A 22262-nucleotide genomic window follows, 5' to 3' on the forward strand; every position below is an offset into this window, starting at 1 on the left:
ACCGCCCACGCTATTCCTCTCTCGGAGCGACACGTTCATCGTCCACTTCGACGAACGTGACCGACCGAACCATCTGATCCACGAACATGCCGCCGGCGCGTCGTGCTGGTATATTCTTGTTGATCAATCTCGCACGCATTTCGTTCTAAGCATCGCAACCCATGGAACATTACGACTTTACCGAACTCGACTCCCAAGGCCGTCAACCGCAGGTCGTGCATCGCTCGGACTGGGGATCGCATGCTGATTTGTGGAGGGGCGTGTTGGAAGGCAAGGACATCGGGACAGGCGTCACGGTGCTGTTTTACGCAACCGATGAAATCGGCAAGGGGCCACTCTGGCACGTTCATCCGTACGATGAATTGTTCATCGTTCGCAAGGGAAGGGCCCTGTTCACCATCGGTGACAAGAAAATCGAGGCAGAGACCGGCGATGTGCTCCTCGGACCCGCCAACATCCCCCACAAGTATCACAGCATCGGCCCCGGCCGGCTTGAAACAACCGACATCCACCTATCGGATCGATGGATCCAAACAAACCTCGATGACCCGGAACTGGCAAGGTGATGGGGGCAAAACGATGGGGGCAAAACGATGGGGGCAAAACGATGGGGGCAAAACGATGGGGGCAGAATGATGGGGGCAGAATGATGGGGGCAGAATGATGGGGGCAGAATGATGGGGCAGAATGATGGGGGCAGAATGATGGGGGCAGAATGATGGGGGCAGAATGATGGGGGCAGAATGATGGGGGCAGAATGATGGGGGCAGAATGATGGGGGCAGAATGATGGGGGCAGAATGATGGGGGCAGAATGATGGAGGCAGAATGATGGGGTGGCAGAACGATGGGGTGGCAGAACGATGGGGTGGCAGAATGATGGGGTGGCAGAATGATGGGGTGGCTGGTGAATTTTCTGGTTTTATTGTGCATGCGTTCGGGACACGACGACCGGTTGCTGATCAGCCGGTCCCGTTTGGCTTTGGTTCTGGTGTTCCAGTTGGTCGCTTCCGGCGTCGCCGTTGCCCAGGTCCAGTTGGCAAATGTGTTTGCCGATCGGATGGTGCTGCAACGCGAGTTGCCGGTCCCGGTCTGGGGGACCGCGGATCCGGGGGCGAGTGTCCAGGTGGCGTTCGATGGCCAGTCCCACACCACGATCGCCGATGAACAGGGTCGGTGGCGGGTGACGCTGGCGGCGATGAAGGCATCGGCGTCTCCGCGTGAGTTGGTCGTGCAGTCTGAAGCAGATCGAGTCGTTCGCAAGAACGTTTGGGTCGGCGAGGTTTGGTTGGCTGCCGGTCAGTCGAATATGGCCTACACGACACGAGCCATGGCAAGTCGACTCGCCAAGGGACAAGACTTGGTGTCAGCCGCGGACTTTCCCGCGATTCGGTTCTGCAGAATCAACGAACCGGATTCCCCCCAGCCGCTTGACGACCTTCCCGCGATCGCACAGTGGGATGTCTGCACGCCGCAAAACGTGCTCCAGCACTCCGCCGTGGCCTTTGTCTTCGCCCGCCGATTGCATCAAGCATTGCAAGTTCCCATCGGTGTGATCGACTGTTCCTGGGGCGGCAAGCCGATCGAGCCGTTCATTCCGGTGGACGCCTTCGTCGGCCATCCCACCCTGGTTGAACTGGCCGCCCGGGCAAAGACGGGCGATTTTGAAGGCATCCAAACCATGCCCGGAGGAACGTACGTTCGCAGTTCCAGTTGGCTGGCGGGGACGATTTACAACGGACGCATCGCGCCGCTTGTGCCCTACGCGATTCGTGGGGCCATTTGGTACCAGGGTGAATCCAATAGTGGAAAGGGCGAGGACCCGCGTGACTATGAACACAAAATGCGAGCGTTGGTCGAAGGCTGGCGTCACGCCTGGGATCGCGACCGTTTGCCGGTTTACTTTGTCCAGTTGCCGCAATGGTCCAGTTACGCCTGGACGTATCTGCGGGAGCAGCAGCGGCGTGCACAACGCCTGCCTCACACCGGCATGGTTGTGACCATCGACTTGGACAACGGCAATGACATCCACCCGCCGAACAAGATCGACGTCGGAGAGCGACTGGCGAGATGGCCGTTGGCCAATGTTTACGGACGAGAAATCGAAGCCAGTGGGCCGATGTTTCGCGAGGCAAAGATCCGGGACGGTACGGCCACGGTTTCATTCGAACATGCCGAATCGGGCCTGATGGTCGGACGTGTCGCGGGCGTGCAATCGATCCAGCCGAGTCACGAGGATCGGCTCAACGGGTTCGAATTGATCGGTCCAGAGGGACGGTGGTACGCCGCGGAAGCTCGGATCGAAGGGGGCACGGTGGTTGTGTCCAGCCCCGAAGTGACGCAGCCGATCGCCGTACGCTATGCCTGTCATCCGGAAGCCGAAGCGGGCCGGGCGTGGAATCTGTATTCGCGGGAAGGGTTGCCGGCGTCACCGTTTTGTTCTGATTGGAACCTGATGCCCTACGATCCCGATGAGAATCCGATGCCGAAGAAGTGAGGTCGGTAAACAATGGGGGCAAAACAATGGGGGCAAAACAATGGGGGCAAAACAATGGGGGCAAAACAATGGGGGCAAAACAATGGGGGCAAAACAATGGGGGCAAAACGATGGAGGGGAAGGAGAGGCAGAGGAGGGGAAGGAGAGGCAGAATGATCCGGGGCAGAATGATGGTGGTCTAGGGGGTGGGAGACGATGCGGAAGTGAGTGCTTCTTATCATTCTGCCACCTATCATTCTGCCTTTATCGTTTTGCCCCCATCGTTTTGCCCCTACCCCCGTCAATCCGCCAGCGGTTCGAATTCGAGGATCGGTTGATCGACCGCCAGCGTTTCGCCGATGTTTGCCGTGATCTTTGAAACCCGTCCCTCGCGTTCGGCTCGCAGGACGTTTTCCATCTTCATCGCTTCGATCACCGCCAAGTCCTGCCCCGCGTGCACTTCGGTTCCCTCTTCGACTCTCAATTGCGTCAGCAGGCCGGGCATCGGCGAGAGCAGGAAGCGGCTCGTGTCCGGCGGTTCTTTGATCGGCATGCAGGCCAGTAGGTCTGCCGCCCGCGGGGTCAAGACCATGATGTCGATTTGGGATCCCCAGTGGAACAGGCTGTAGTGCATGTTGCGACGTTCGACCTGGATGCAAATCGTTTCGCCGTTGACCGTGCCGCGGAACAGCGGTTGGCCGAATTGCCAGTCGCTGGTCACACGATAGGTGTCCGTTCCGTAGGTGATCTCATGGCCGCCGGGTAGCGGGCGCATCGCCACCGGAGACTGCTGGCCGTCGAGCATGATGACCCAGTGATCGTCGATGTTGCGTTCGTAGCCCGGCAATTGACCGCTGATCCCGGCGGCCCGGTCCATGTAGCGTCGATGGATCGCTGCGGCGACGACGATCAGCAACGCGGGATTCTCGTGCACCAAGTCCGACGGATGGAAACCGTCGGGATACTCCTCGGCGATCAGATTGGTGCTGATGTTACCGGAGCGAAAACGGGGGTGTTCGATCAGCGCGGCCAGAAAGCTGATGTTGTGTGACACGCCGCGGATGTAGAACTCGTTGAGCGCCTCGCGCATGTGTCCGATCGCGGCGTCACGCGTCGCTCCATAGGTGATCAATTTGGCGATCATCGGGTCATAGTGCATCGAAATCTCTGCGCCTTCATAGACACCGGTGTCGACGCGAACGACCTCGTTTTCTGGCGGCGGACAATAGCGAACGAGTCGACCGATCGACGGCAGGAATCCGCGGAGTGGATCTTCCGCATAGACCCTCGATTCGATCGCCGATCCGTTGAGTTGGACGTCGGACTGGGACAACGGCAACACCTCACCGGCTGCGCTGCGGATCATCAATTCGACCAAGTCCAACCCGGTCACGTATTCGGTGACCGGATGCTCGACCTGCAACCGCGTGTTCATTTCCAGAAAATAGAAATTGCGGTCATTGTCGACGATGAATTCGACGGTGCCCGCCGACTCGTATTGGACCGCGCGGGCGAGCGCGACCGCCTGGTCACCCATCGCCGAACGGGTTTGGGCGTCCAGGAACGGCGAGGGCGCTTCTTCGATCACCTTTTGATGGCGTCGTTGGAGTGAGCATTCGCGTTCACCGAGATGGATCACGTTGCCGTGTTTGTCGGCGATGACTTGGATTTCGATGTGCCGCGGTTGTTCGATGAACTTTTCGATGAACACCCGGTCGTCGCCGAAGGACGTTTTCGCTTCGCCGCTGGCGCGTTGGAATCCGTCACGGCATTCGTCGTCGTCGCGTGCAATCCGCATCCCTTTGCCGCCTCCGCCGGCGCTGGCTTTGATCATCACCGGGTACCCGATTTCCTGGGCAATGGTGACGGCAACGTCCGGGGACTCGATGATGTCGGCATGACCGGGAACGGTGTTGACGCCGGCCTCTTGGGCCAGTTTCTTGGACGTGATCTTGTCGCCCATGTTCTTGATCGCATGGACGTTGGGACCGATGAACGCGATGCCGGCTTCTGCCAACTGTTCGGCGAAGGCAGCGTTCTCGGAGACGAAACCGTAGCCCGGGTGGACGGCCTGGGCGCCGGTGTCGCGGCAGGCCTGGACGAGTTTTTCGATCACGAGATAGCTTTCGGCCGAGGGCGGTGGGCCGATCAGCACCGCCTCGTCGGCCATCGAGACGTGGAGCGCATCACGATCCGCTTCCGAATAAACGGCGACCGTTTGGATGCCCATCTTGCGGGCGGTCTTGATGACGCGGCAAGCGATCTCGCCGCGATTTGCGATCAGTATTTTAGTGAACATGATTTTCTTCTTGACCAATCTTTTAAAGCGGAATGTTTCCGTGCTTCCGCCAAGGGTTCTCCAGTTTCTTGCTGCGCAGCATGGCCAACGATCGGCAAATCCGCTTGCGTGACATCCGCGGCATCACGACGTCATCGATGAAGCCTCGCCGCCCGGCGATGAACGGGTTGGCGAACTTGACGCGGTATTCTTCGGTCAGCGCGGCGATTTTTTCGGGGTCGCCCAAGTCTTTGCGGAAGATGATCTCGACCGCACCCTTGGGGCCCATGACGGCGATTTCCGCACTCGGCCATGCCAGGTTCACGTCACCGCGAAGGTGCTTGGACGACATCACGTCATAGGCACCGCCGTAGGCTTTGCGGGTGATCAACGTCACCTTGGGGACGGTGGCTTCGGCATAGGCGAACAACAATTTCGCACCATGCTTGATGATCCCGCCGTATTCCTGGGCGGTTCCCGGCATGAACCCGGGAACGTCGACCAATGTCAAAATGGGGATGTTGAACGCATCACAAAAGCGAACGAAACGCGCCGCTTTGATCGACGATTTGATGTCCAAACAACCGGCCAACACCAACGGCTGGTTGGCGACAATGCCGATCGGATAACCATCCATCCGGGCCAGCCCGACGACGATGTTCTTTGCATGCTCGGGCTGCAGTTCAAAGAAATCGGTGTCGTCGACAATCTTGAGGATTAGCTCTTTCATGTCGTACGGCATGGTCGGCGAATCGGGAACGAGCGTATCGAGCGAGGGTTCGACGCGATCGGACGGATCCGGGGTGGGGCGATGCGGCGCGTCGACTCGGTTGTTGGCCGGCAGGTAGTTGATGAAACGCCGCACCATCGCCAGCGCTTCCACGTCGTTTTCGAAGGCGCGGTCGGCAACACCGGACACGGTCGAGTGCGTCACCGCTCCGCCGAGTTGCTCGTGCGTGACCTCTTCGTGGGTCACGGTTTTGACCACATCGGGCCCGGTCACAAACATGTAGGAACTGTCTTTGACCATGAAGATGAAATCCGTCATGGCCGGCGAGTAGACGGCGCCGCCGGCGCAGGGGCCCATCACCAACGAGATTTGCGGGACGACGCCGGAGGCCAGGACGTTGCGTTGAAAGACATCGGCGTAGCCGCCGAGTGACGCGACGCCTTCCTGGATCCGCGCGCCGCCGGAATCATTGATGCCGATGACCGGTGCGCCGACCTTGATCGCATGGTCCATGACCTTGCAGATCTTTTCGGCGTGGGCTTCGGACAACGAGCCTCCGAAGACGGTGAAGTCTTGGCTGAAGACGAACACGACGCGACCGTTGATCGTCCCGTAGCCGGTCACCACGCCGTCGCCCGGAATGCCTTGCTGGTCCATCCCGAAGTCTTTGCAACGATGTTCGACGAACATGTCCCATTCTTCGAACATCCCGGGATCCAACAGCAGTTCGATCCGTTCCCGTGCCGTAAGCTTGCCTTTTTTGTGCTGCGCATCGATCCGTTTCTGTCCGCCGCCCATTTCGGCGGCCTTGCGCATTTCTTCAAGGCGTTTGACTATATCCTGCATGATGCTTCTCGTTCAATTGCGTCGAACCCCGGTGAAGGCGTTCGCGTGACCAGGTTTTTATCGCTGTGTGGAGTGACTTGCTATCCATTCCGCCGCCAAGGGCCAGAGATTCCGCTGGGCCTGTGAGCCCACCGCCAAACCGATGTGCCCGGCTTCGATCGATAAGGACGTGACATCCCCCGAACTGACACGTTCTTTGATCGCCAGTGTCGATTCTGGCGGTACCAAGTGATCCCGCTGGGCGACCAGCAGCAGGATCGGACAAGTGATCGCTGCCAATCGGATCGTTTGACCGGCGAGAACCATTTGGTTGTTCACCAGCCGATTCTCTTGATAGAGCATCGAAACAAATTCGCGAAACGTCTCCCCGGCGATGGGGATCGTATCGCCGGACCAACGCTCGATGGTTTCGAAATCGTCCAAGAATTCCGTATTGTTCGAATTCTCCATGAAGGACAGTTGCTTTTCCGCAAAGTTCTGCACGGGTTTCATCAACTGGAAAACGAGTTGCAAAAATTCACCGGGGCAATTCCCAAACGCGTCGATCAGTCCATCGACGTCGAACGTTTCCGGTCGTGCCCACAAATTCAATAATCCGCTCTCTCCGTCAAACTCGATCGGCGCCGCCATCAGAATCAGATTGCCAATCCGTTCGGGATGCAACGCGGTATAGAGGGTCGACATCGTGCCGCCCATACAATAACCGAGCAGGCTGAGTCGTGGGCTGTGGGAACGCTGACAAATGAAGTCGACGGCGTTGTTCAACATCGAACAGACGTAGTCTTCCAGCCGCAACGCCGAGTCCGAATCGTCGGGGTTGCCCCAGTCGATGACATAGACGTCGAAGCCGCGATCGAGTAACCGCCGGACCACGCTGCGGTTGGCTTTCAGATCCAGGATGTAGGGGCGATTGACCAACGCAAAACAGATCAGGACGGGTTCGGCGAAGCGGACCTTGGCAGGTTGGAAGTGCAGCAACTTCAGCGGTGTTGCTTCGTAAACGACTTCGAACGGCGTGGCCCATTTTGACGGTCGATCCGGAGTCTGTGGTGAAACGCCGCCGCCGCCGCCACCGCCGGGGCCACCACCGTGGATTCGGTTCGGCACGCTTTTGGTTTCGGGAAAGAGTTGCCCAAAACTCATCGCCAGTGCCCGGACATCGCTGCTCAATCTGCCCGCTTTCACTCGGGTGTCCGCCGGGTCGAAGTCGCCGGCCAGCTTTGCGTCGATCAGGGTATCGATGTGTCGTTTCAGCAGTTTCAAAAAATCGGAGCTGCGGAGATAGGCTTCGGTTGCCTGGCCCCACAGACCAAACCACTGGCGTCGGTGGGTCTTCGGGTCGGCATGGGGATGGGACGCCTGTTGCAGTTGATGTGCGTTCTCGGCCGCCTGTTTCACAGCCCGGGTCCAACACGCCACCAGGGGTGGCCAGGTTCGTTCGGTCGCACTCGGTTCGTCGATCGGTTCGTTCATGCACGGCTCGAACTGCGTTGGGTTGCGCAGGCGTTGACGGAATGGATGCACGGCGTTGCCGTTTAGAACAGGGTAACCGTTCCCGCGTAACAGGGTTCTAACCCGGTTGGGGTTTCGATGACCAGAGCACCCTCGTCGTTGATGCCCCGACATCGTCCCGAAACGGTGCGTGTTCCGAGGTCGACTTGGACGGTGCGGTTGGTCAGTAAACATCGTTCTCGCCACATGGTTCGTAGTTCATCGTCGCGGCAACCGATCGATTCCAGCCGATGCTGCAATCGATTCAGCACAGCAATCAGTACATCAGTCAGCGGAAACGGGTGTCCGGCGACGTCACACAGGGCAATTGCGGTCGCCTGCAATTCCTGCGGTGCCCGCGACAGGGAGTTGTTGACGTTGATCCCGATGCCGATGGCCAACCGTCGTGGATCGGCCGTCGGCAATTCGATCAAAATGCCGCTCAGTTTGCGTCGCCGGCAGTAGACATCGTTGGGCCATTTGAGTTGCATCGGGGACGGAGCACCCATTTCCTCGAGCGCCTCGCAGACGGCCAGGCCGACGGTCAGCGATGCTTGGGGCAAACGCCGTTGGGGCAGCCCGGTGTCGAGCAGCAGCGTCAACGTGAGCGCCCCCGAGTCGGCCCACCAGTGATTCGCGCCGCGGCCACGACCAGCGGTCTGGGACTCGGTCAGAATCAACACGGGGCCTGCGGGGAGGCGGTTGCGGGCAAGTTCCTGGGCGCGACGATTGGTGGAATCAATCGCGGGATGAAAATCGACCCGCTCAACGAACGTCGACTTGGTCAGACGATCCAAGTCGGCGTCCGAGAACAGAACGTCCCGTCGGGGAGATTCCCGCGAGGGGGCTTCCCGCAATGCTGCGTCCTGCGACTTGATACCTCGATGCATCGCTCTTCCTTCGCGTCTTGATCGTTACGATCCTGCTTGGGTGACCAACTCGCTCAGTTTACCCATCGCCTCTTGGTACTCTTTCATTTGAGCTTCGGAGGCTTCGCGCATGCAGTCGAGCGTCTTTCGGAAGAACTGCTCGGTGCGTTTGCGAAACTCTTCGGGATCGCTGGACTCGCCGACCTGCAAGGCTTCTTCGAAGGACTCCAAAGCGGCTTCGTACTGCTGATCCAGAGTGGTGCGATGTCGATGCGCCAATTCGGAGAGGACAGCGCCCCACTGCTTTTGGAATTCACGCACTTTGTCGACCCACACGGATTGCGGCGAGGGAACTCCCGGCCATAATGCAGTCCACTGGGCAATCGCTTCCTGTTGCATCTTCAATCCGGCATCGGCTGCCTTCTTCATGTTGTCAAAGACTTGATCGTACACGTTCGTTTCTGTTTTCGTAGTCATTGCATTCGCTCCTTTTTGTAAGCGTCGGTTCCAAACTGATGCCTGTCGGACGATCGGTCCGGCGGACGTCCCTGCAGCGGTAACAACGCTGCAGTTTTTCTAAGTGGCTTTGTTGTCCGGGAGGATCACGGTTCTGATGACCGACCAACCGATCTTGATCAAGCGGTATCCCAATCGCCGTTATTATGCCAGTCACACCAGCAAGTACGTGTCACTCAGGGACATCGAAGAGATGGTGATCGACGGCCACACGGTGGAGATCCGTGACAGTCAGTCGGGCGAGGACATGACCCAAGCGGTTTTGATTCAAATCATCATGGAACGGCATCCGGATAAAATTTCGTTGTTTCCCGCCGAGATGTTGCATTTCATTCTTCGGTCCAATGACCTGATGTCGGGCTTCTTCGGCGACTACTTTCGACATTCTCTGACCTATCTCGATTACTTGCGGCGGCACAATCCTGCCGCCACATCTCTGGCTCCCATGCAGTGGATTAAATCCTGGTTGGACAATGTTTCGGCGACCAACAAGGCCGACCCGGCCAACCCTCCGTCGTCCGAGTCCGCTCAACTGGCGCTTCGCGTGAAGCAGCTCGAAGAGCGGATCGAACAGTTGGAATCCGAAGACGACTAGGCGGGGCCGTGCCATCCGGCGTCTGCCCACAGCTCGCCGCTGACCGCCGAGTTGGAGATCATGAAGCAAATCGCATCGGCAATCTCTTCGGGTTTGATCAGTCGTCGCAGCTGGGTGTAGGGCAACACGTTCTTGTCCAAGAAATCTTGTCCCAACGCCCGGGCCATCGGAGTGTCGGTGAATCCGGGGTGGATGATGCCACAGCGGACGCCGTGGAAGATCGCTTCTTTGGTCAACGTCGCCGCGGCACCTTCCAAGCCCGCTTTGGCGACGGCGTAAGAGATCTGTCCCTTGTTCCCTTGCGACGACACCGAACCCAGGAAGACGACAACGCCTTGGATCAGCTCGTCCGGATCCCAACGCTTCAGTCCACGCTGGCGGCGATCTTCGGCGATCCGGGCCACCATCTCGATGCCCCAATAGATCGGCGCGATCAAGTTCACCTCGGTGACTTGGCGGAAGGTTTCCGTCGGATAGATCTGGGCCCGGCCGGTCTCTTTGTTGATCGTCACGGCGAGCGCATCACGGGTGATCCCGGCTGCCGGAACACAGATGCTGACGATGCCGTATTTTTCAGCCGCCTCGTTGAAGACGCGTTTGCGGAATGCCTCGTCCGTCGTGTCGCCCATCTTCGCTTCGGCCACTTCACGGCCGGCCGACTCGTTGATCGACTTGGCCAACTCCTGGACGCTGTCGCTGCGGTCGACCAGCATCACGGCTTTGGCGCCGCGGGCAGCTAATTCCCGCGCCACCGCTTCACCGATCCCGCTGGCCGCACCGGTCACGACGGCGACTTTTTCACGGATGTTTTTGTAAACGCCCATCGGCAGTTCCGGGGCTGCTTGCAGTTCGGGTTCGGGTGCTTTCGTGATCATCTCGGTTTGTCCCTGTTCGCTGGTGTTGGTCGTTTCGTTTGGTGGTTGCACTGCACCGGACGGTGGCACTGCAGTCTTCGTTGGCGTTTCCGATGCCGGAGCAGCACTGCCCGCCTCGGCCTCTTCGGTGAGCCCCAGCACCGAGTCCATCGCAGCCAGCGCGCCGTCATAGCGTTGCATCGCCAACTGACGTTGGGCTTTGGCCAGACGCAGGGCGGCTGCGGAGATCGGGTTGGCAAGCCCGCTCTCTGGATCCACCATCGGGGCAACGGGCCGAGCGGTGAAGCCTGGCCAATAACGCGTCCAACCCCGCAGCAGATCCTGCTGCAGTTTGAAGTTCGCTTCGGTGGCTTGACGCATGCCTTGGAGCATCACATCAAGCACGTTGCTGTCTGTTTTGAACATAGGAGAGCCTCCGGGATATCAGTGGTGGTGCTATTCCAAGGACAAACAGGCTCCTTGCAACGCCCGATTGCTGCAATCGCAGCAAAGTGGCAGCGTGCAAACGTCGTGCCGCGGCAAAAAACACGCTAAAACGGCAAAACGCTCTAGCGCAGCTGCGTCAAAAGTGTGCGGTTGCACACCCGGGCGCTGCATACCGCCCACTTTCGACGGCCTTGCGGGCCGGGTGCAGCGGCGGAAGATTTTCGGCGGCGCAAAAAGTTCCGATTCGTGTTGTTCCGCCGCTACAACCGAACGGTCCGGCGGAGCGGCGCGAGCGGTCTGTCGATTGAGTGAGCCGCGGGCGCGCAAGCGGCCGGGCATCCCGGCGCCTGCCCGAGGCCTTACGGCCGGCGGCTCACCATTGCCTTGCATCCCTTGTCCCTTGTTCCCGGGCTCCGCCTGGGAACACACTGTCATGGAGGCTCCCGCCTCCTGGCCGCCGTCGGCGTGTGGCGAGCGGCCACACCCGGCCTTGCGTTCCAAGGAGTAATGGAAGGTGTTAGCGGAACGGCGCGAGCCGTCCGGTGTGGGCTTGGGAGCAGCTTGCAAGACCGGAGGGCTCGCGGGCTGTCGGTTTTGTGAGCCGCGGGCGCGTAAGCGGCCGGGCATCCCGGCGCCTGCCCGAGGCCTTACGGCCGGCGGCTCACCATTAACTCAGCAGAACCCGACTCAATCGATAGCCCGCTCGCGCCCTGCCGCTAACAAGTAGCACCCCGATCGGTGCCAACGTCCGACGGGAGAGCGGCAGCGATTTCAGGATCCTGGGGGGAATTCAGCGAGTCGCCGGAGGTCTGCGCAGCGCCACCCGCGGAGCGCACCACATGGACCGCTGGTGACGGCGAGTGGCAGAGCGACGTTGCAGAGCGTGCGATGGTAGCCACAAAACGAGCGATTACGCACGAAACAACGGAACGCACATCGCGAGCGCCACGCCACCGCACAGTTTGATCGGAATCGGTCGGAACAGGTACCGATCAATGGCTAGAAAGTCTGGATGATTCCGCGCGCCAGTGCGCTTGAATGCGTGTTTGCAGATCGCTTGTGTCTGCGGGTTTACCCGTCGTCGATTCACGCTGTCGGGCACGGTGCGTCCCCCATGATTGGTATAGCGTTTGCTCAAGCTGACGCCATTGCCCACCGAGGAGTTGATTCTTTGAAGTGGCAAGTCTGGTGTCCTTGTTCCCGCACTCGGTGCGAATCATCAAGGTGCCGTGTTTATCAACGTGTTGTAGAGGAGAGCCAGCGAGATGACGCGTGAAGTGGTGGTACTCAGTGGCGTGCGGACACCGATCGGAGGATACGGCGGCAGTTTGAAAGACACCCCGCCGTGCGACTTGGCCGCAAGGTGTGTGAAGGAAGCGGTGAAGCGTTCGGGCGTGAAGCCGAACGATGTCGGACATGCGGTGTTTGGAAACATCATCCATACCGATGCCCATGATCATTATCTGGCTCGCGTGGCGGCGATCAAAGGCGGCTTGCCGCATGAGACGCCCGCGCTGACCTTGAATCGGCTGTGCGGCAGCGGATTGCAAGCCGTCATCACGGCGGCCCATGCGATCATGTTGGGAGATGCCGATGTGACGGTTGCCGGCGGTGCCGAGAACATGAGTCGTTCGCCGTACAGCTCTGCCGCGATGCGGTTCGGGGCGCGGATGAACGACACCACGTTGGTCGACATGATGGTCGGTGCGCTCAGCGACCCCTTCGATGACTGTCACATGGGCGTCACGGCGGAAAACGTCGCCAAGAAGTACGGGATCTCGCGTGAAGACCAGGATGCGTTGGCCGTGGAGAGTCACCGCCGGGCGGGGGCTGCGATCGACCACGGGTACTTCAAAGCACAGATTGTCCCGGTCGACATCAAGGTCAAACGCGACGTGGTTCCGTTTGAAGTCGACGAAACGGTGCGTTACGGCGTGACGACCGAAAAGCTGGCGCGGCTGCCCACGGTGTTTGATCGCGAAGGCACGGTGACGCCCGGCAACGCTTCGAGCATCAACGATGCCGCGGCCGCCCTGGTGTTGGCCGACGCGGAAGTCGCCGAGAGCCGCGGGCTCAAACCGATGGGCAAGTTGGTCGATTACGCCTATGCCGGTGTGGATCCCAAGTACATGGGGATGGGGCCGGTCCCGGCGGTTCGCAAGCTGCTCGAAAAGACCGGCTTTGGACTCGACGACATCGACGTCTTTGAAGTCAACGAAGCGTTCGCCTCGCAAGCCTTGGCGGTGTGCCGCGAATTGGAGCTGCCGATGGATCGTACGAATCCCAACGGCAGCGGGATTTCACTCGGCCACCCGATCGGCGCGACCGGTGCGATCCTGGTGATCAAGGCGCTCTACGAACTCAATCGGACTGGCAAGAAACGAGCCCTGGTGACGATGTGCATCGGCGGCGGACAAGGCATTGCGGCCATTTTTGAGCACATCTAACGGCATCACTGGAACTGTACATCACAATTGAATTGACACGGAGCACAAGACAATGGGAAGGGTCGACGGAAGAACGGCATTGATCACCGGCGGGTCACGTGGGATCGGACGCGCGATCGCGTTGGAACTCGCCCGCGAGGGTGCCAGGGTCGCCATCAATTTCTCCAGCAATGAGGCCAAGGCCCAAGAAGTGGCCGACGAGATCAATCGCGAAGGGGGGACGTGCATTTTGGCGCAGGCCAACATCGGGGACCCCAAATCGGCGCGGGCGATGGTGCAAAAGATCGCCGATGAATTCACCCATCTGGACATTCTGGTCAACAACGCCGGCATCACCCGCGATGCGATGTTGCCCCGCATGACCGACGAGCAATGGATGGAAGTGATTCAAACGAATCTGGGCGGTTGCTTTTTCTGCACCTCGGCCGCGATCCCGATCATGACGACACAAAGTTATGGCCGGATCGTCAACATCAGCTCGATGAACGGTCAGTTGCCGGCGATCGGCCAGGCCAACTATAGCGCCAGTAAGGGTGGCATCATCGCTTTCACCCGCACGGCCGCCGCGGAACTCGTTCACTCGGGCATCACGGTCAACACGATCGCGCCGGGGTACACCGACACGGACATGTTTGAAGCGGTCCCGCCGGTGATTCAAGCCAAGATCCGCGGTGGGATTCCGATGGGACGATTTGCCCATCCCGAAGAGATTGCCAAAGCCGTGACCTTCCTGGTCGCCGACGGCGACTACATCACGGGGCAACAAATCAACGTCAATGGTGGAGCCTTCATGTAAGGCCGACCGCGCGCGTCGCAGCAGACGCCACGATCGAAGAGGTTTTTTCGCGAAGTTTATAGGAGCCAATAGAACCAAGATGTCGCAATCCAAAGACAATCAAACATTCGACCCCTTCGATCCGACGGGCATGCTGAAACAAATGCGCGATTCCAACATGGAATCGTGGTCGAAGATCATGACGGACTTCGTCAATACCGAGGCCTACGCCGAATCGACCGGCGCCATGCTGGACGCCTGGCTGACGACCAGCGGGCCGTTTCGCAAAGCCATGGAATCCAGCATGGCTCAGGCGATGGCTCAACTGAACATGCCCACTCGCGATGACATCACACGTCTGGCCGAGCGTCTGACCAATATCGAAATGCGGTTGGACGACCTCGACGCACGTCTGAGCGAAGGGGCTTCATCCAACGACACGCAAGCAACCAACTGAAGGGGAATGACATGACCACGAAAGAATCGACCCAAGCGGTGGACGCCGGCATGCCATCCTTCTCCGACGTTTGCGAAGGCTGGCATCGGGCCGCCGAGAACCTGGACCGGTTCAACCGGATGCTCACCACCGACGCCAAAATCGCCCAAACGCCGAAGGAAGTGGTTTGGACGCTCAACAAGGCCAAACTGTATCACTACATCCCGGTCGTACCCGAACAGGATCGCAAGCCGGTGCCGTTGTTCATGGTGTTCGCCATCATGAACCGGCCGCACGTCTTGGATCTGCGGCCCGGCCACAGTTTCGTCGAGTACATGCTGCGGCACGGTTACGATCTCTATTTGATGGACTGGGGGGAACCCGGTCCCGAAGACAAGAACATGTGCTTCGATGATTACACGCTGGAATACCTGCCGCGTGCGATTCGCAAGTTCAAGAGCATTTCGGGGGCGGAGGAGTTCAGCATGCTGGGCTGGTGCTTGGGCGCCTTGATCAGCACGATGTACGCGGCGCTGCGACCCGATGATGGGCTGAAAAACCTGATGCTGCTGACCGCACCACTGGACTTCAGCGACCAAGAGGCCGGAGGTTTTACCCGTTGGTCCAGCAACCCGGCGTTTAATGCCAACACGATCGTCGAAAAACTAGGCAACGTCCCGGGTGAGATGATCGATTCGGGCGCCAAGATGCTCAAGCCGATCGAAAACTACTTCGGCAGCTACAGCATGTTGTGGGACAAGATCGAAAACCCCGGAACCGTGGAAGCCTGGCACGCCATGAACACCTGGGTCCGCGACATCATCCCGATGGCCGGTGGCGCGTACAAGCAGTTGATCAATGAGCTTTACAAAGAAAACAAGCTGGTCAAAGGAACGCTGCAACTGCGCGGCGAAACGGTCGACTTGAAAAAACTGAAAGCCAATTTGTTCAACGTGATTGCCGAAGCCGATCACATCACACCCCCGTGCCAGTCCGAGTCGATCATGGACTTGGTGGGCAGCGAAGACAAGGAACTGTTTCGAGTGCGAGGTGGGCACATCGGCATCATGGCCGGACGCGGCGCCGAGAAAAACACCTGGCCGCACATGGAAGCCTGGCTGTCGGAAAGGTCGGGTGGCTGAAATGATCCCCCGTTGGGAATTCCTGCTCGATGAAGCCTCGTTCCGGTCGATCCTGCCTCCCGAACACGCGCAATTTTCGCGTCCGATTCGGGAGGGGTTGAGTCTGTTCCTGGGCGGTCTGCCGCCGGAGCAACAGATTGCGATTGTGCGGGCTCAAGCCCAATTGCCACCGTCGGCGTCGTTTTCACAGCGGCTGGGGGTTCTCGCCCGCAGTTCGCCGGTGTTGCACAAGGTCGGCCAGATTCTGGCGCGTGACAAACGTCTGCCGCTGGAATTGCGTGGCTATTTGAGCGAGTTGGAAAGTCTACCGCCGGTGGTTTCGCAACCGGTGCTCGAGCAGGCGATCACCCAAGAACTCGGGCCGCTGGACCGTCTGGGCATCACGCTCGGACCGGCGATTGCCGAAGCCAGCGTCGCGGTGGTCGTCCCGTTTGATTGCGATCGGCCGCTTGACGGCACGACGACGACCGCGGGCGTGTTCAAGATTCTCAAACCCGGTATCGAACAACAACTCGATCACGAACTGCGTCTGCTCACACAGGTCGGCGAACAATTGGATCGCCGTTGCGAAGCGTTGCAGATCCCCGAGCTCGACTATGAAGACGCCTTCAGTCAGACGCACGTCAAACTGCTGGACGAAGTGCAGTTGGAAAACGAACAGCGGCATCTGGTGGAAGCCAAGGCGTTTTTTGCCGATGAACCACGGGTCCAGATCCCCGAACTGCTGGAGCACTGCACCAAACGCGTGACCGCAATGGAACGTCTCAGCGGCGGCAAGGTCACTGACCACGGACTGTTCGGCGGGCGTGAAAAACGGGAGCTTGCCGCGTTGATCGGCGAAGCGTTGATCGCGGCGCCGGTGTTTTCCAAACGCGATGCCCCGATCTTTCACGGCGATCCACATGCCGGCAATCTGTTTCTGACCGACGACGGTCGCCTGGGAATCCTGGATTGGAGTCTGGTCGGACGATTGGGGACCGACGTCAGGCGAATGATCGTGCAAATCTCACTGGCCGCGGTGACACTCGATGCACGCGGCGTCGCCCTGCGGATGGCGGAACTGGCGGGGCCGCAAACGCCCGATGAAACCGCACTGAAGGCAGTCGCCGAAAAATGGGTCGCGTGCGTTCGTCGCGGTCGATTCCCCGGATTGAGTTGGCTGGTCGCGATGCTGGACGAGGCGGTCCAGCAGGCCAGATTGCGAGTGCCCGAGGATTTGATGCTGCTGCGCAAATCGCTGTTGGCACTCGAGGGAGTCGTGATGGACGTCGGCGATCGGACGGGATTGATCGATCGGACACTGAACATGGAATTCATGCGACACTTCGCGGTGGAACTGCCCCAGCGTTGGTTCCACCCACCGTTCTCCAATCGCTTTGCCACACAGCTTTCGAATTTCGATATAACCCAAGCCCTGCTCGGCGCCCCCACCGCGTTGGCAAGTTTCCTGACCGGTCACGCCTTGGACGCGATCGAAAGTTGCCAAGGCAAGGCATCCAACACGATGAATGTTTCCCATTAACAACGGATGATCAAAATGGCGGTCAAGTCTTTGAATCACATCGGCATCGCGGTGCAGTCGATCGATGCCCACAAAACCTTTTACGAAGGGGCGCTAGGATTGGAATTCGAAGGGTTGGAAGATGTGCCCAGCCAAAAGGTGCGTGTCGCATTTTTCCGCGCCGGCGACGTTCGACTCGAATTGCTGGAACCGACGTCCGAGGACAGCACGGTCGCCAAGTTCATCGAAAAACGCGGCGAAGGCTTGCACCATTTGGCCTACACCGTCGAAGACATCCAGGCCCGTATCGCTGAATTGCAAGAATCGGGTTTGCGGATGATCGATGAAAAACCGCGTGGGGGTTCGCATCAGATGCAGATCGCGTTCCTGCACCCCAAAAGTTCCGGCGGTGTGCTGACCGAACTTTGTGAACCGGCTGGTGGAAGTTAGGGGAGGGGGCGAGCTGGGAGCTCGCCACTCGCAAGCTTAGGCCACTTTACTCGAATTGAACGAAAGCACGATGACGGTTACGTTTCCCCGTGAATTTAGTATTCAAGATGATTTCCCTGCGGTCGACTACGATCAATGGCGGGCGCTGGTCGACAAGGCGCTGGCCGGCGCGCCGTTTGAAAAGAAGCTTGTCTTAAAGACCTATGACGGGCTGGGCATTCAACCGATCTACAGTCGCCGCGATGACAGTGGCCGAGACGACCCGATGGGTTTCCCGGGTTTGGCGACCCGGGTTCGCGGGGGACGTCCGCTGGGATCGGTCCAATTCGGCTGGGATCTGCGTCAGGAATTCACCGCCCCCTGCCCGGCCGCCTGCAACCAGGCGATCCTGGCGGACCTCGGCGGCGGTGTGACGTCGATCCAGATCCGGCTGGACCAAGCCGCCCGCCAGGGGCTCGATCCCGATGACACGGCGAGCGGCGGTTGCGTCGGTCGCGATGGCGTGATGGTCTACGGCGTGGACGACTGGGAGAAACTGCTCGGTGACGTTCAACTGGAAATGATCACGGTGGCGTTGGACGCCGGCGCGGCATACTTTCCGGCCGCGACGACCCTGATGGCCACTTGGAAGCGGCGCGGCGTCTCGCCGGAAACCGCGCGGGCGGCGTTCAATGCCGATCCGCTAGGCGAACTTGCCCGCCAGGGATCATTGCCGTCGGATCCCCAGTCGGCGCTGTCCCAGTTGTCGGATTTGGCCCGTTGGACGTCCCAGCATTACCCACGCGTCACTGCGGTCGGCGTGGATAGTTCGCCGTACCATGACGGCGGCGCGAGCGCCGCCCAGGACATCGCGCTGAGTTTGGCGACGGGTGTGGAATACTTGCGGGCGATGACCGACGCCGGGATGGACGTGGAAGCGGCGGCCAAGCAGATTCTGTTCCGATTCAGCCTTGGCACCGAGCACTTTCAAGCGATCGCAAAACTGCGGGCCGCGCGATGGCTGTGGTCTCGCGTGCTGGAATCGTGCGACGTGCCGGAAGCCTCTCGGTCGATGCAAATTCATGCCCGAACCGGCAACCGCGTGCTGACCAAACATGATCCCTACGTCAATCTGTTGCGCAACTCGGTGGCGGTGTTCGCCGCGGGCATCGGTGGTGCGGATGCGATCACGTCGGTCTCGTTCGATGTGATGGCCGGATTGCCCAGCGACTTCAGTCGCCGCGTCGCACGCAACAGCGCGTTGGTGTTGCAAGAGGAATCGCACCTGCATCGCGTCATCGACCCGGCCGGCGGCAGTTGGTTTTTGGATCAGCTGACCGAAGACGTGGCCGGCAAGGCGTGGGAGATTTTCCAGGAAACCGAACGCCAGGGTGGCATGCTGTCGGCGTTGACCAGCGGTTGGGTGGCGAAAGAAATTGCGGCCACCGCCGCGGCCCGGGCCAAGGATGTGGCCACTCGCAAACGCGGGATCACGGGCGTCAGCGAATTCGCCAACGTCGCCGAAGAGCCCGTCGTTCGCGATGCACCGGACCTGGATTCCCTTGCCGGGGAGGCCGCCGATCGGATTCGCGATGCTCGACCGGCCGCCCATCAAAGCCTATCGCTTGATGCGGCGGAGGACCGTGTTGCCGCGGCGGTTGCGGCGGCATCCGATGGAGCGACGTTGGGGCAGATCGCCGCCGCGATTGGACTGGGACGCGGCCAGAGTCCATCGATCACAGCGATTGAGCCGCACCGCCTGGCGGAACCGTTTGATCAATTGCGTGACGCCTGCGATGCCTGGCAAGACGCCCATGGCAAACGGCCAAGCGTGTTCTTGGCCAACCTCGGTCCCGTGTCCCACTACAGCGGCCGGGCCACCTGGTCGAGTAATTTCTTTGCCGCGGGCGGTTTCGAAGTGCTCGACAGCGGAGGCTTTGCGGACGCGGACGCTGCCGCGACGGCGTTTGGCCAATCCGGCGCGTCGATCGCCGTGATCTGTTCCTCGGACAAACTTTACGCCGACGTGGTTCCCGCGGCGGCGGCCAAACTGAAACAAGCGGGGGCCGGCTCGGTCGTGCTGGCGGGAAACCCGGGTGACCATGAACAAGCATGGCGAGCAGCGGGCGTCGACCGCTTTATCTTCATGCGTTGTGATGTGCTCGAGACGCTGCGCAGTCTGTTGACACAAGTCGGTGTGATTGAAGAAGGAGAGCCGGTACGATGACCTTGATTCCAAACTTTTCCGATGTGCCTTTCGAAAGCGAACACCGCGCCGCGGGTTCGATCGACGACTGGCAAGCGAAGGTCGCAGACCGCGCGGAGCAACTCCGCTGGCAGACGCCCGAGCAGATTCCCGTCCAGCCGTTGTACACCTCGGCCGATCGCGCGGGGCTGGACCACTTGGACACGATGCCGGGGCTGGCGCCGTTCTTGCGTGGGCCTTATGCGACGATGTACGTGCAGCGTCCCTGGACCGTGCGTCAGTACGCGGGGTTTTCAACCGCCAAGGACTCCAACGCGTTTTACCGTCGTAATCTGGCGGCGGGGCAGATGGGGTTGAGCATCGCCTTCGATCTGGCCACGCACCGCGGTTACGATTCGGATCACCCCCGCGTCAGCGGCGACGTCGGCATGGCCGGTGTGGCGATCGACAGCATCCAAGACATGCGGACGCTGTTCGAAGGCATCCCGCTGGACCGGATGAGTGTTTCGATGACCATGAACGGAGCGGTGCTTCCCATCATGGCGTTGTACATCGTGGCCGCGGAAGAACAGGGGGTGAAACCCGAACAACTGGCCGGCACGATCCAGAACGACATCTTGAAGGAATTCATGGTTCGCAATACCTACATCTATCCGCCCGCCCCGAGCATGCGGATCATCGCCTCAATTTTCGAGTACACCAGCCAGCGGATGCCTAAATTCAACAGCATCAGCATCAGCGGTTATCACATGCAGGAAGCGGGCGCGACCGCGGACTTGGAATTGGCCTACACCCTTGCCGACGGACTGGAGTATGTCCGCACGGGCATCGCATCCGGCTTGGACGTCGACGCCTTTTGCCCACGACTGTCCTTCTTCTGGGCGATCGGCATGAATTATTTCATGGAAATCGCCAAGCTGCGGGCCGCCCGGATGATCTGGGCCAAGCTGATCAAACAGTTCAACCCCAAGAACCCCAAGAGTTTGTCGCTGCGGACCCACAGCCAAACCAGCGGCTGGAGTTTGACCGCTCAAGACGTTTACAACAACGTCACGCGGACCTGTATCGAAGCGATGGCGGCGACGCACGGCCACACCCAATCGTTGCACACCAACGCGCTCGATGAAGCCCTCGCCCTGCCGACCGATTTCTCGGCCCGGATCGCGCGGAACACGCAACTGTTTTTACAACAGGAAACCGACACGTGCAAAGTCGTTGATCCGTGGGCAGGCAGCTACTACGTCGAACGATTGACACACGATTTGGCCCAGCGTGCCTGGAGCCACTTGGTTGAAATCGAAGAACTCGGCGGGATGACCCAGGCGATTCAAGCCGGGATTCCCAAGATGCGGATCGAGGAGGCATCGGCACGCACCCAAGCCCGCATCGATTCGGGGCAACAAACCTTGATCGGCGTCAACAAGTATCGGTTGGCGACCGAAGATGACATGCGTGTGCTGCACGTCGACAACTCGGCGGTGCGCAAGTCACAGATCGCGGGTTTGAAACAATTACGATCCGAACGTGATTCGTCCGACGTCGATGCGGCGTTGGATGCATTGACCGAAGCGGCGCGCAGCGAACAGGGCAACCTGTTGGAACTGGCCGTCAATGCGGCGCGTGCCAAAGCGACGGTGGGGGAGATTAGCGCGGCGTTGGAAAAGGTTTACAATCGATACGAAGCGCCCGTGCAATCCGTCCGCGGCGTCTATGCCGCTGCACTTGAGAGTGAATCCATGACAACGGAAGTGGGCCAAATCGTGGAGGCGTTTGAACGCAACGAAGGCCGTCGGCCGCGAATCTTGGTGGCCAAAATGGGGCAAGACGGTCACGACCGTGGACAAAAAGTCATCGCCAGCGCGTTCGCCGACTTGGGCTTTGACGTGGACATCGGCCCGCTGTTTCGCACACCGGCCGAAACGGCACGGCAAGCGGTTGAAAACGACGTGCACCTGGTGGGCGTCAGCTCGTTGGCGGCCGGTCACCTGACCCTGATCCCGGAACTCCGCAAAGCGTTGGCGGATCTGGGCCGCGAGGACATCATGATTGTCGCCGGTGGTGTGATCCCGCCGGAGGATTACGACGCGTTGTACGCGGCCGGCGCCGCCGAAGTGTTCGGCCCCGGAACGGTGATCAGCGAGGCGGCGATTCGAGTGGTTCGAGACCTCGCCGATCGACTCGGGTTCACGGTGGACGAAGCAGTCGAGACTCAAGATGCCTGATCG

General features: G+C 59.9%; 17 protein-coding genes. 11 read left to right on the forward strand and 6 right to left on the reverse strand.

The features are described 5' to 3' along the window. The first annotated feature begins 161 nt into the window (after nt 1–161). Complete coding sequence (locus tag Enr13x_RS05925; RefSeq protein WP_145385163.1) at nt 162–566, forward strand: cupin domain-containing protein; 405 nt, start codon at nt 162–164, stop codon at nt 564–566. 340 nt (nt 567–906) lie between these two features. After that, entirely contained in the window at nt 907–2496 is a 1590-nt protein-coding gene (locus tag Enr13x_RS05930) for a sialate O-acetylesterase (RefSeq protein ID WP_231744118.1), read from the forward strand. Between the two features lie 280 nt (nt 2497–2776). Here the strand turns inward: Enr13x_RS05930 and Enr13x_RS05935 are convergent, their stop codons facing one another. The 5 genes from Enr13x_RS05935 to Enr13x_RS05955 all read right to left on the reverse strand — a co-directional run bounded on the left by Enr13x_RS05935 (nt 2777) and on the right by Enr13x_RS05955 (nt 9166). Continuing rightward, nucleotides 2777–4774, reverse strand: a complete 1998-nt coding sequence (locus Enr13x_RS05935) for an acetyl-CoA carboxylase biotin carboxylase subunit (protein ID WP_145385164.1) — start codon at nt 4772–4774, stop codon at nt 2777–2779. 22 nt (nt 4775–4796) lie between these two features. Next, on the reverse strand, nt 4797–6329 hold the full coding sequence (locus Enr13x_RS05940; RefSeq protein WP_145385165.1) for an acyl-CoA carboxylase subunit beta: 1533 nt from the start codon (nt 6327–6329) through the stop codon (nt 4797–4799). Between the two features lie 57 nt (nt 6330–6386). Continuing rightward, nucleotides 6387–7802: a class III poly(R)-hydroxyalkanoic acid synthase subunit PhaC gene (phaC, locus tag Enr13x_RS05945; RefSeq protein WP_197455827.1), complete on the reverse strand. Its 1416-nt coding sequence runs from the start codon at nt 7800–7802 to the stop codon at nt 6387–6389. A 62-nt stretch (nt 7803–7864) separates the two neighbouring features. Further along, on the reverse strand, nt 7865–8710 hold the full coding sequence (locus tag Enr13x_RS05950; RefSeq protein WP_145385167.1) for a biotin--[acetyl-CoA-carboxylase] ligase: 846 nt from the start codon (nt 8708–8710) through the stop codon (nt 7865–7867). A gap of 24 nt (nt 8711–8734) precedes the next feature. Further along, nucleotides 8735–9166, reverse strand: a complete 432-nt coding sequence (locus Enr13x_RS05955) for a hypothetical protein (protein ID WP_145385168.1) — start codon at nt 9164–9166, stop codon at nt 8735–8737. A gap of 136 nt (nt 9167–9302) precedes the next feature. Between Enr13x_RS05955 and Enr13x_RS05960 the strand changes: the two genes are divergently transcribed. Then, nucleotides 9303–9800, forward strand: a complete 498-nt coding sequence (locus Enr13x_RS05960) for a polyhydroxyalkanoate synthesis regulator DNA-binding domain-containing protein (RefSeq protein WP_145385169.1) — start codon at nt 9303–9305, stop codon at nt 9798–9800. On the opposite strand, the gene Enr13x_RS37740 is transcribed toward Enr13x_RS05960, so the two are convergent. Then, nucleotides 9797–11080: an SDR family NAD(P)-dependent oxidoreductase gene (locus Enr13x_RS37740; RefSeq protein ID WP_197455828.1), complete on the reverse strand. Its 1284-nt coding sequence runs from the start codon at nt 11078–11080 to the stop codon at nt 9797–9799. The genes Enr13x_RS05960 and Enr13x_RS37740 overlap by 4 nt on opposite strands. Nucleotides 11081–12366: 1286 nt before the next feature. Between Enr13x_RS37740 and bktB the strand changes: the two genes are divergently transcribed. The 8 genes from bktB (at nt 12367) to scpA (ending at nt 22259) form a co-directional block, all read left to right on the forward strand. Further along, complete coding sequence (gene bktB, locus Enr13x_RS05970; protein WP_145385170.1) at nt 12367–13548, forward strand: beta-ketothiolase BktB; 1182 nt, start codon at nt 12367–12369, stop codon at nt 13546–13548. Between the two features lie 52 nt (nt 13549–13600). Further along, nucleotides 13601–14344, forward strand: a complete 744-nt coding sequence (locus Enr13x_RS05975; RefSeq protein WP_145385171.1) for a 3-oxoacyl-ACP reductase family protein — start codon at nt 13601–13603, stop codon at nt 14342–14344. 79 nt (nt 14345–14423) lie between these two features. Beyond that, on the forward strand, nt 14424–14780 hold the full coding sequence (locus Enr13x_RS05980; RefSeq protein WP_095741928.1) for a hypothetical protein: 357 nt from the start codon (nt 14424–14426) through the stop codon (nt 14778–14780). Between the two features lie 11 nt (nt 14781–14791). Continuing rightward, nucleotides 14792–15901, forward strand: a complete 1110-nt coding sequence (locus tag Enr13x_RS05985) for an alpha/beta fold hydrolase (RefSeq protein ID WP_197455829.1) — start codon at nt 14792–14794, stop codon at nt 15899–15901. A 1-nt stretch (nt 15902) separates the two neighbouring features. Beyond that, nucleotides 15903–17423: an AarF/UbiB family protein gene (locus tag Enr13x_RS05990; RefSeq protein ID WP_231744387.1), complete on the forward strand. Its 1521-nt coding sequence runs from the start codon at nt 15903–15905 to the stop codon at nt 17421–17423. Between the two features lie 15 nt (nt 17424–17438). Further along, a complete protein-coding gene (gene mce / locus Enr13x_RS05995) occupies nt 17439–17852 on the forward strand; it encodes a methylmalonyl-CoA epimerase (protein WP_145385173.1) in 414 nt (137 codons plus the stop codon). A 70-nt stretch (nt 17853–17922) separates the two neighbouring features. Beyond that, a complete protein-coding gene (locus Enr13x_RS06000; protein WP_145385174.1) occupies nt 17923–20058 on the forward strand; it encodes a methylmalonyl-CoA mutase family protein in 2136 nt (711 codons plus the stop codon). Further along, the gene (gene scpA / locus Enr13x_RS06005; protein ID WP_145385175.1) at nt 20055–22259 is read left to right on the forward strand and encodes a methylmalonyl-CoA mutase; all 2205 of its coding nucleotides are present in this window, start codon (nt 20055–20057) and stop codon (nt 22257–22259) included. Before Enr13x_RS06000 ends, scpA begins: the two co-directional genes overlap by 4 nt. Nucleotides 22260–22262 lie beyond the last annotated feature (3 nt).

This window comes from Stieleria neptunia (assembly GCF_007754155.1).
In the GTDB taxonomy this organism is placed as follows: Bacteria; Planctomycetota; Planctomycetia; order Pirellulales; family Pirellulaceae; genus Stieleria; species Stieleria neptunia.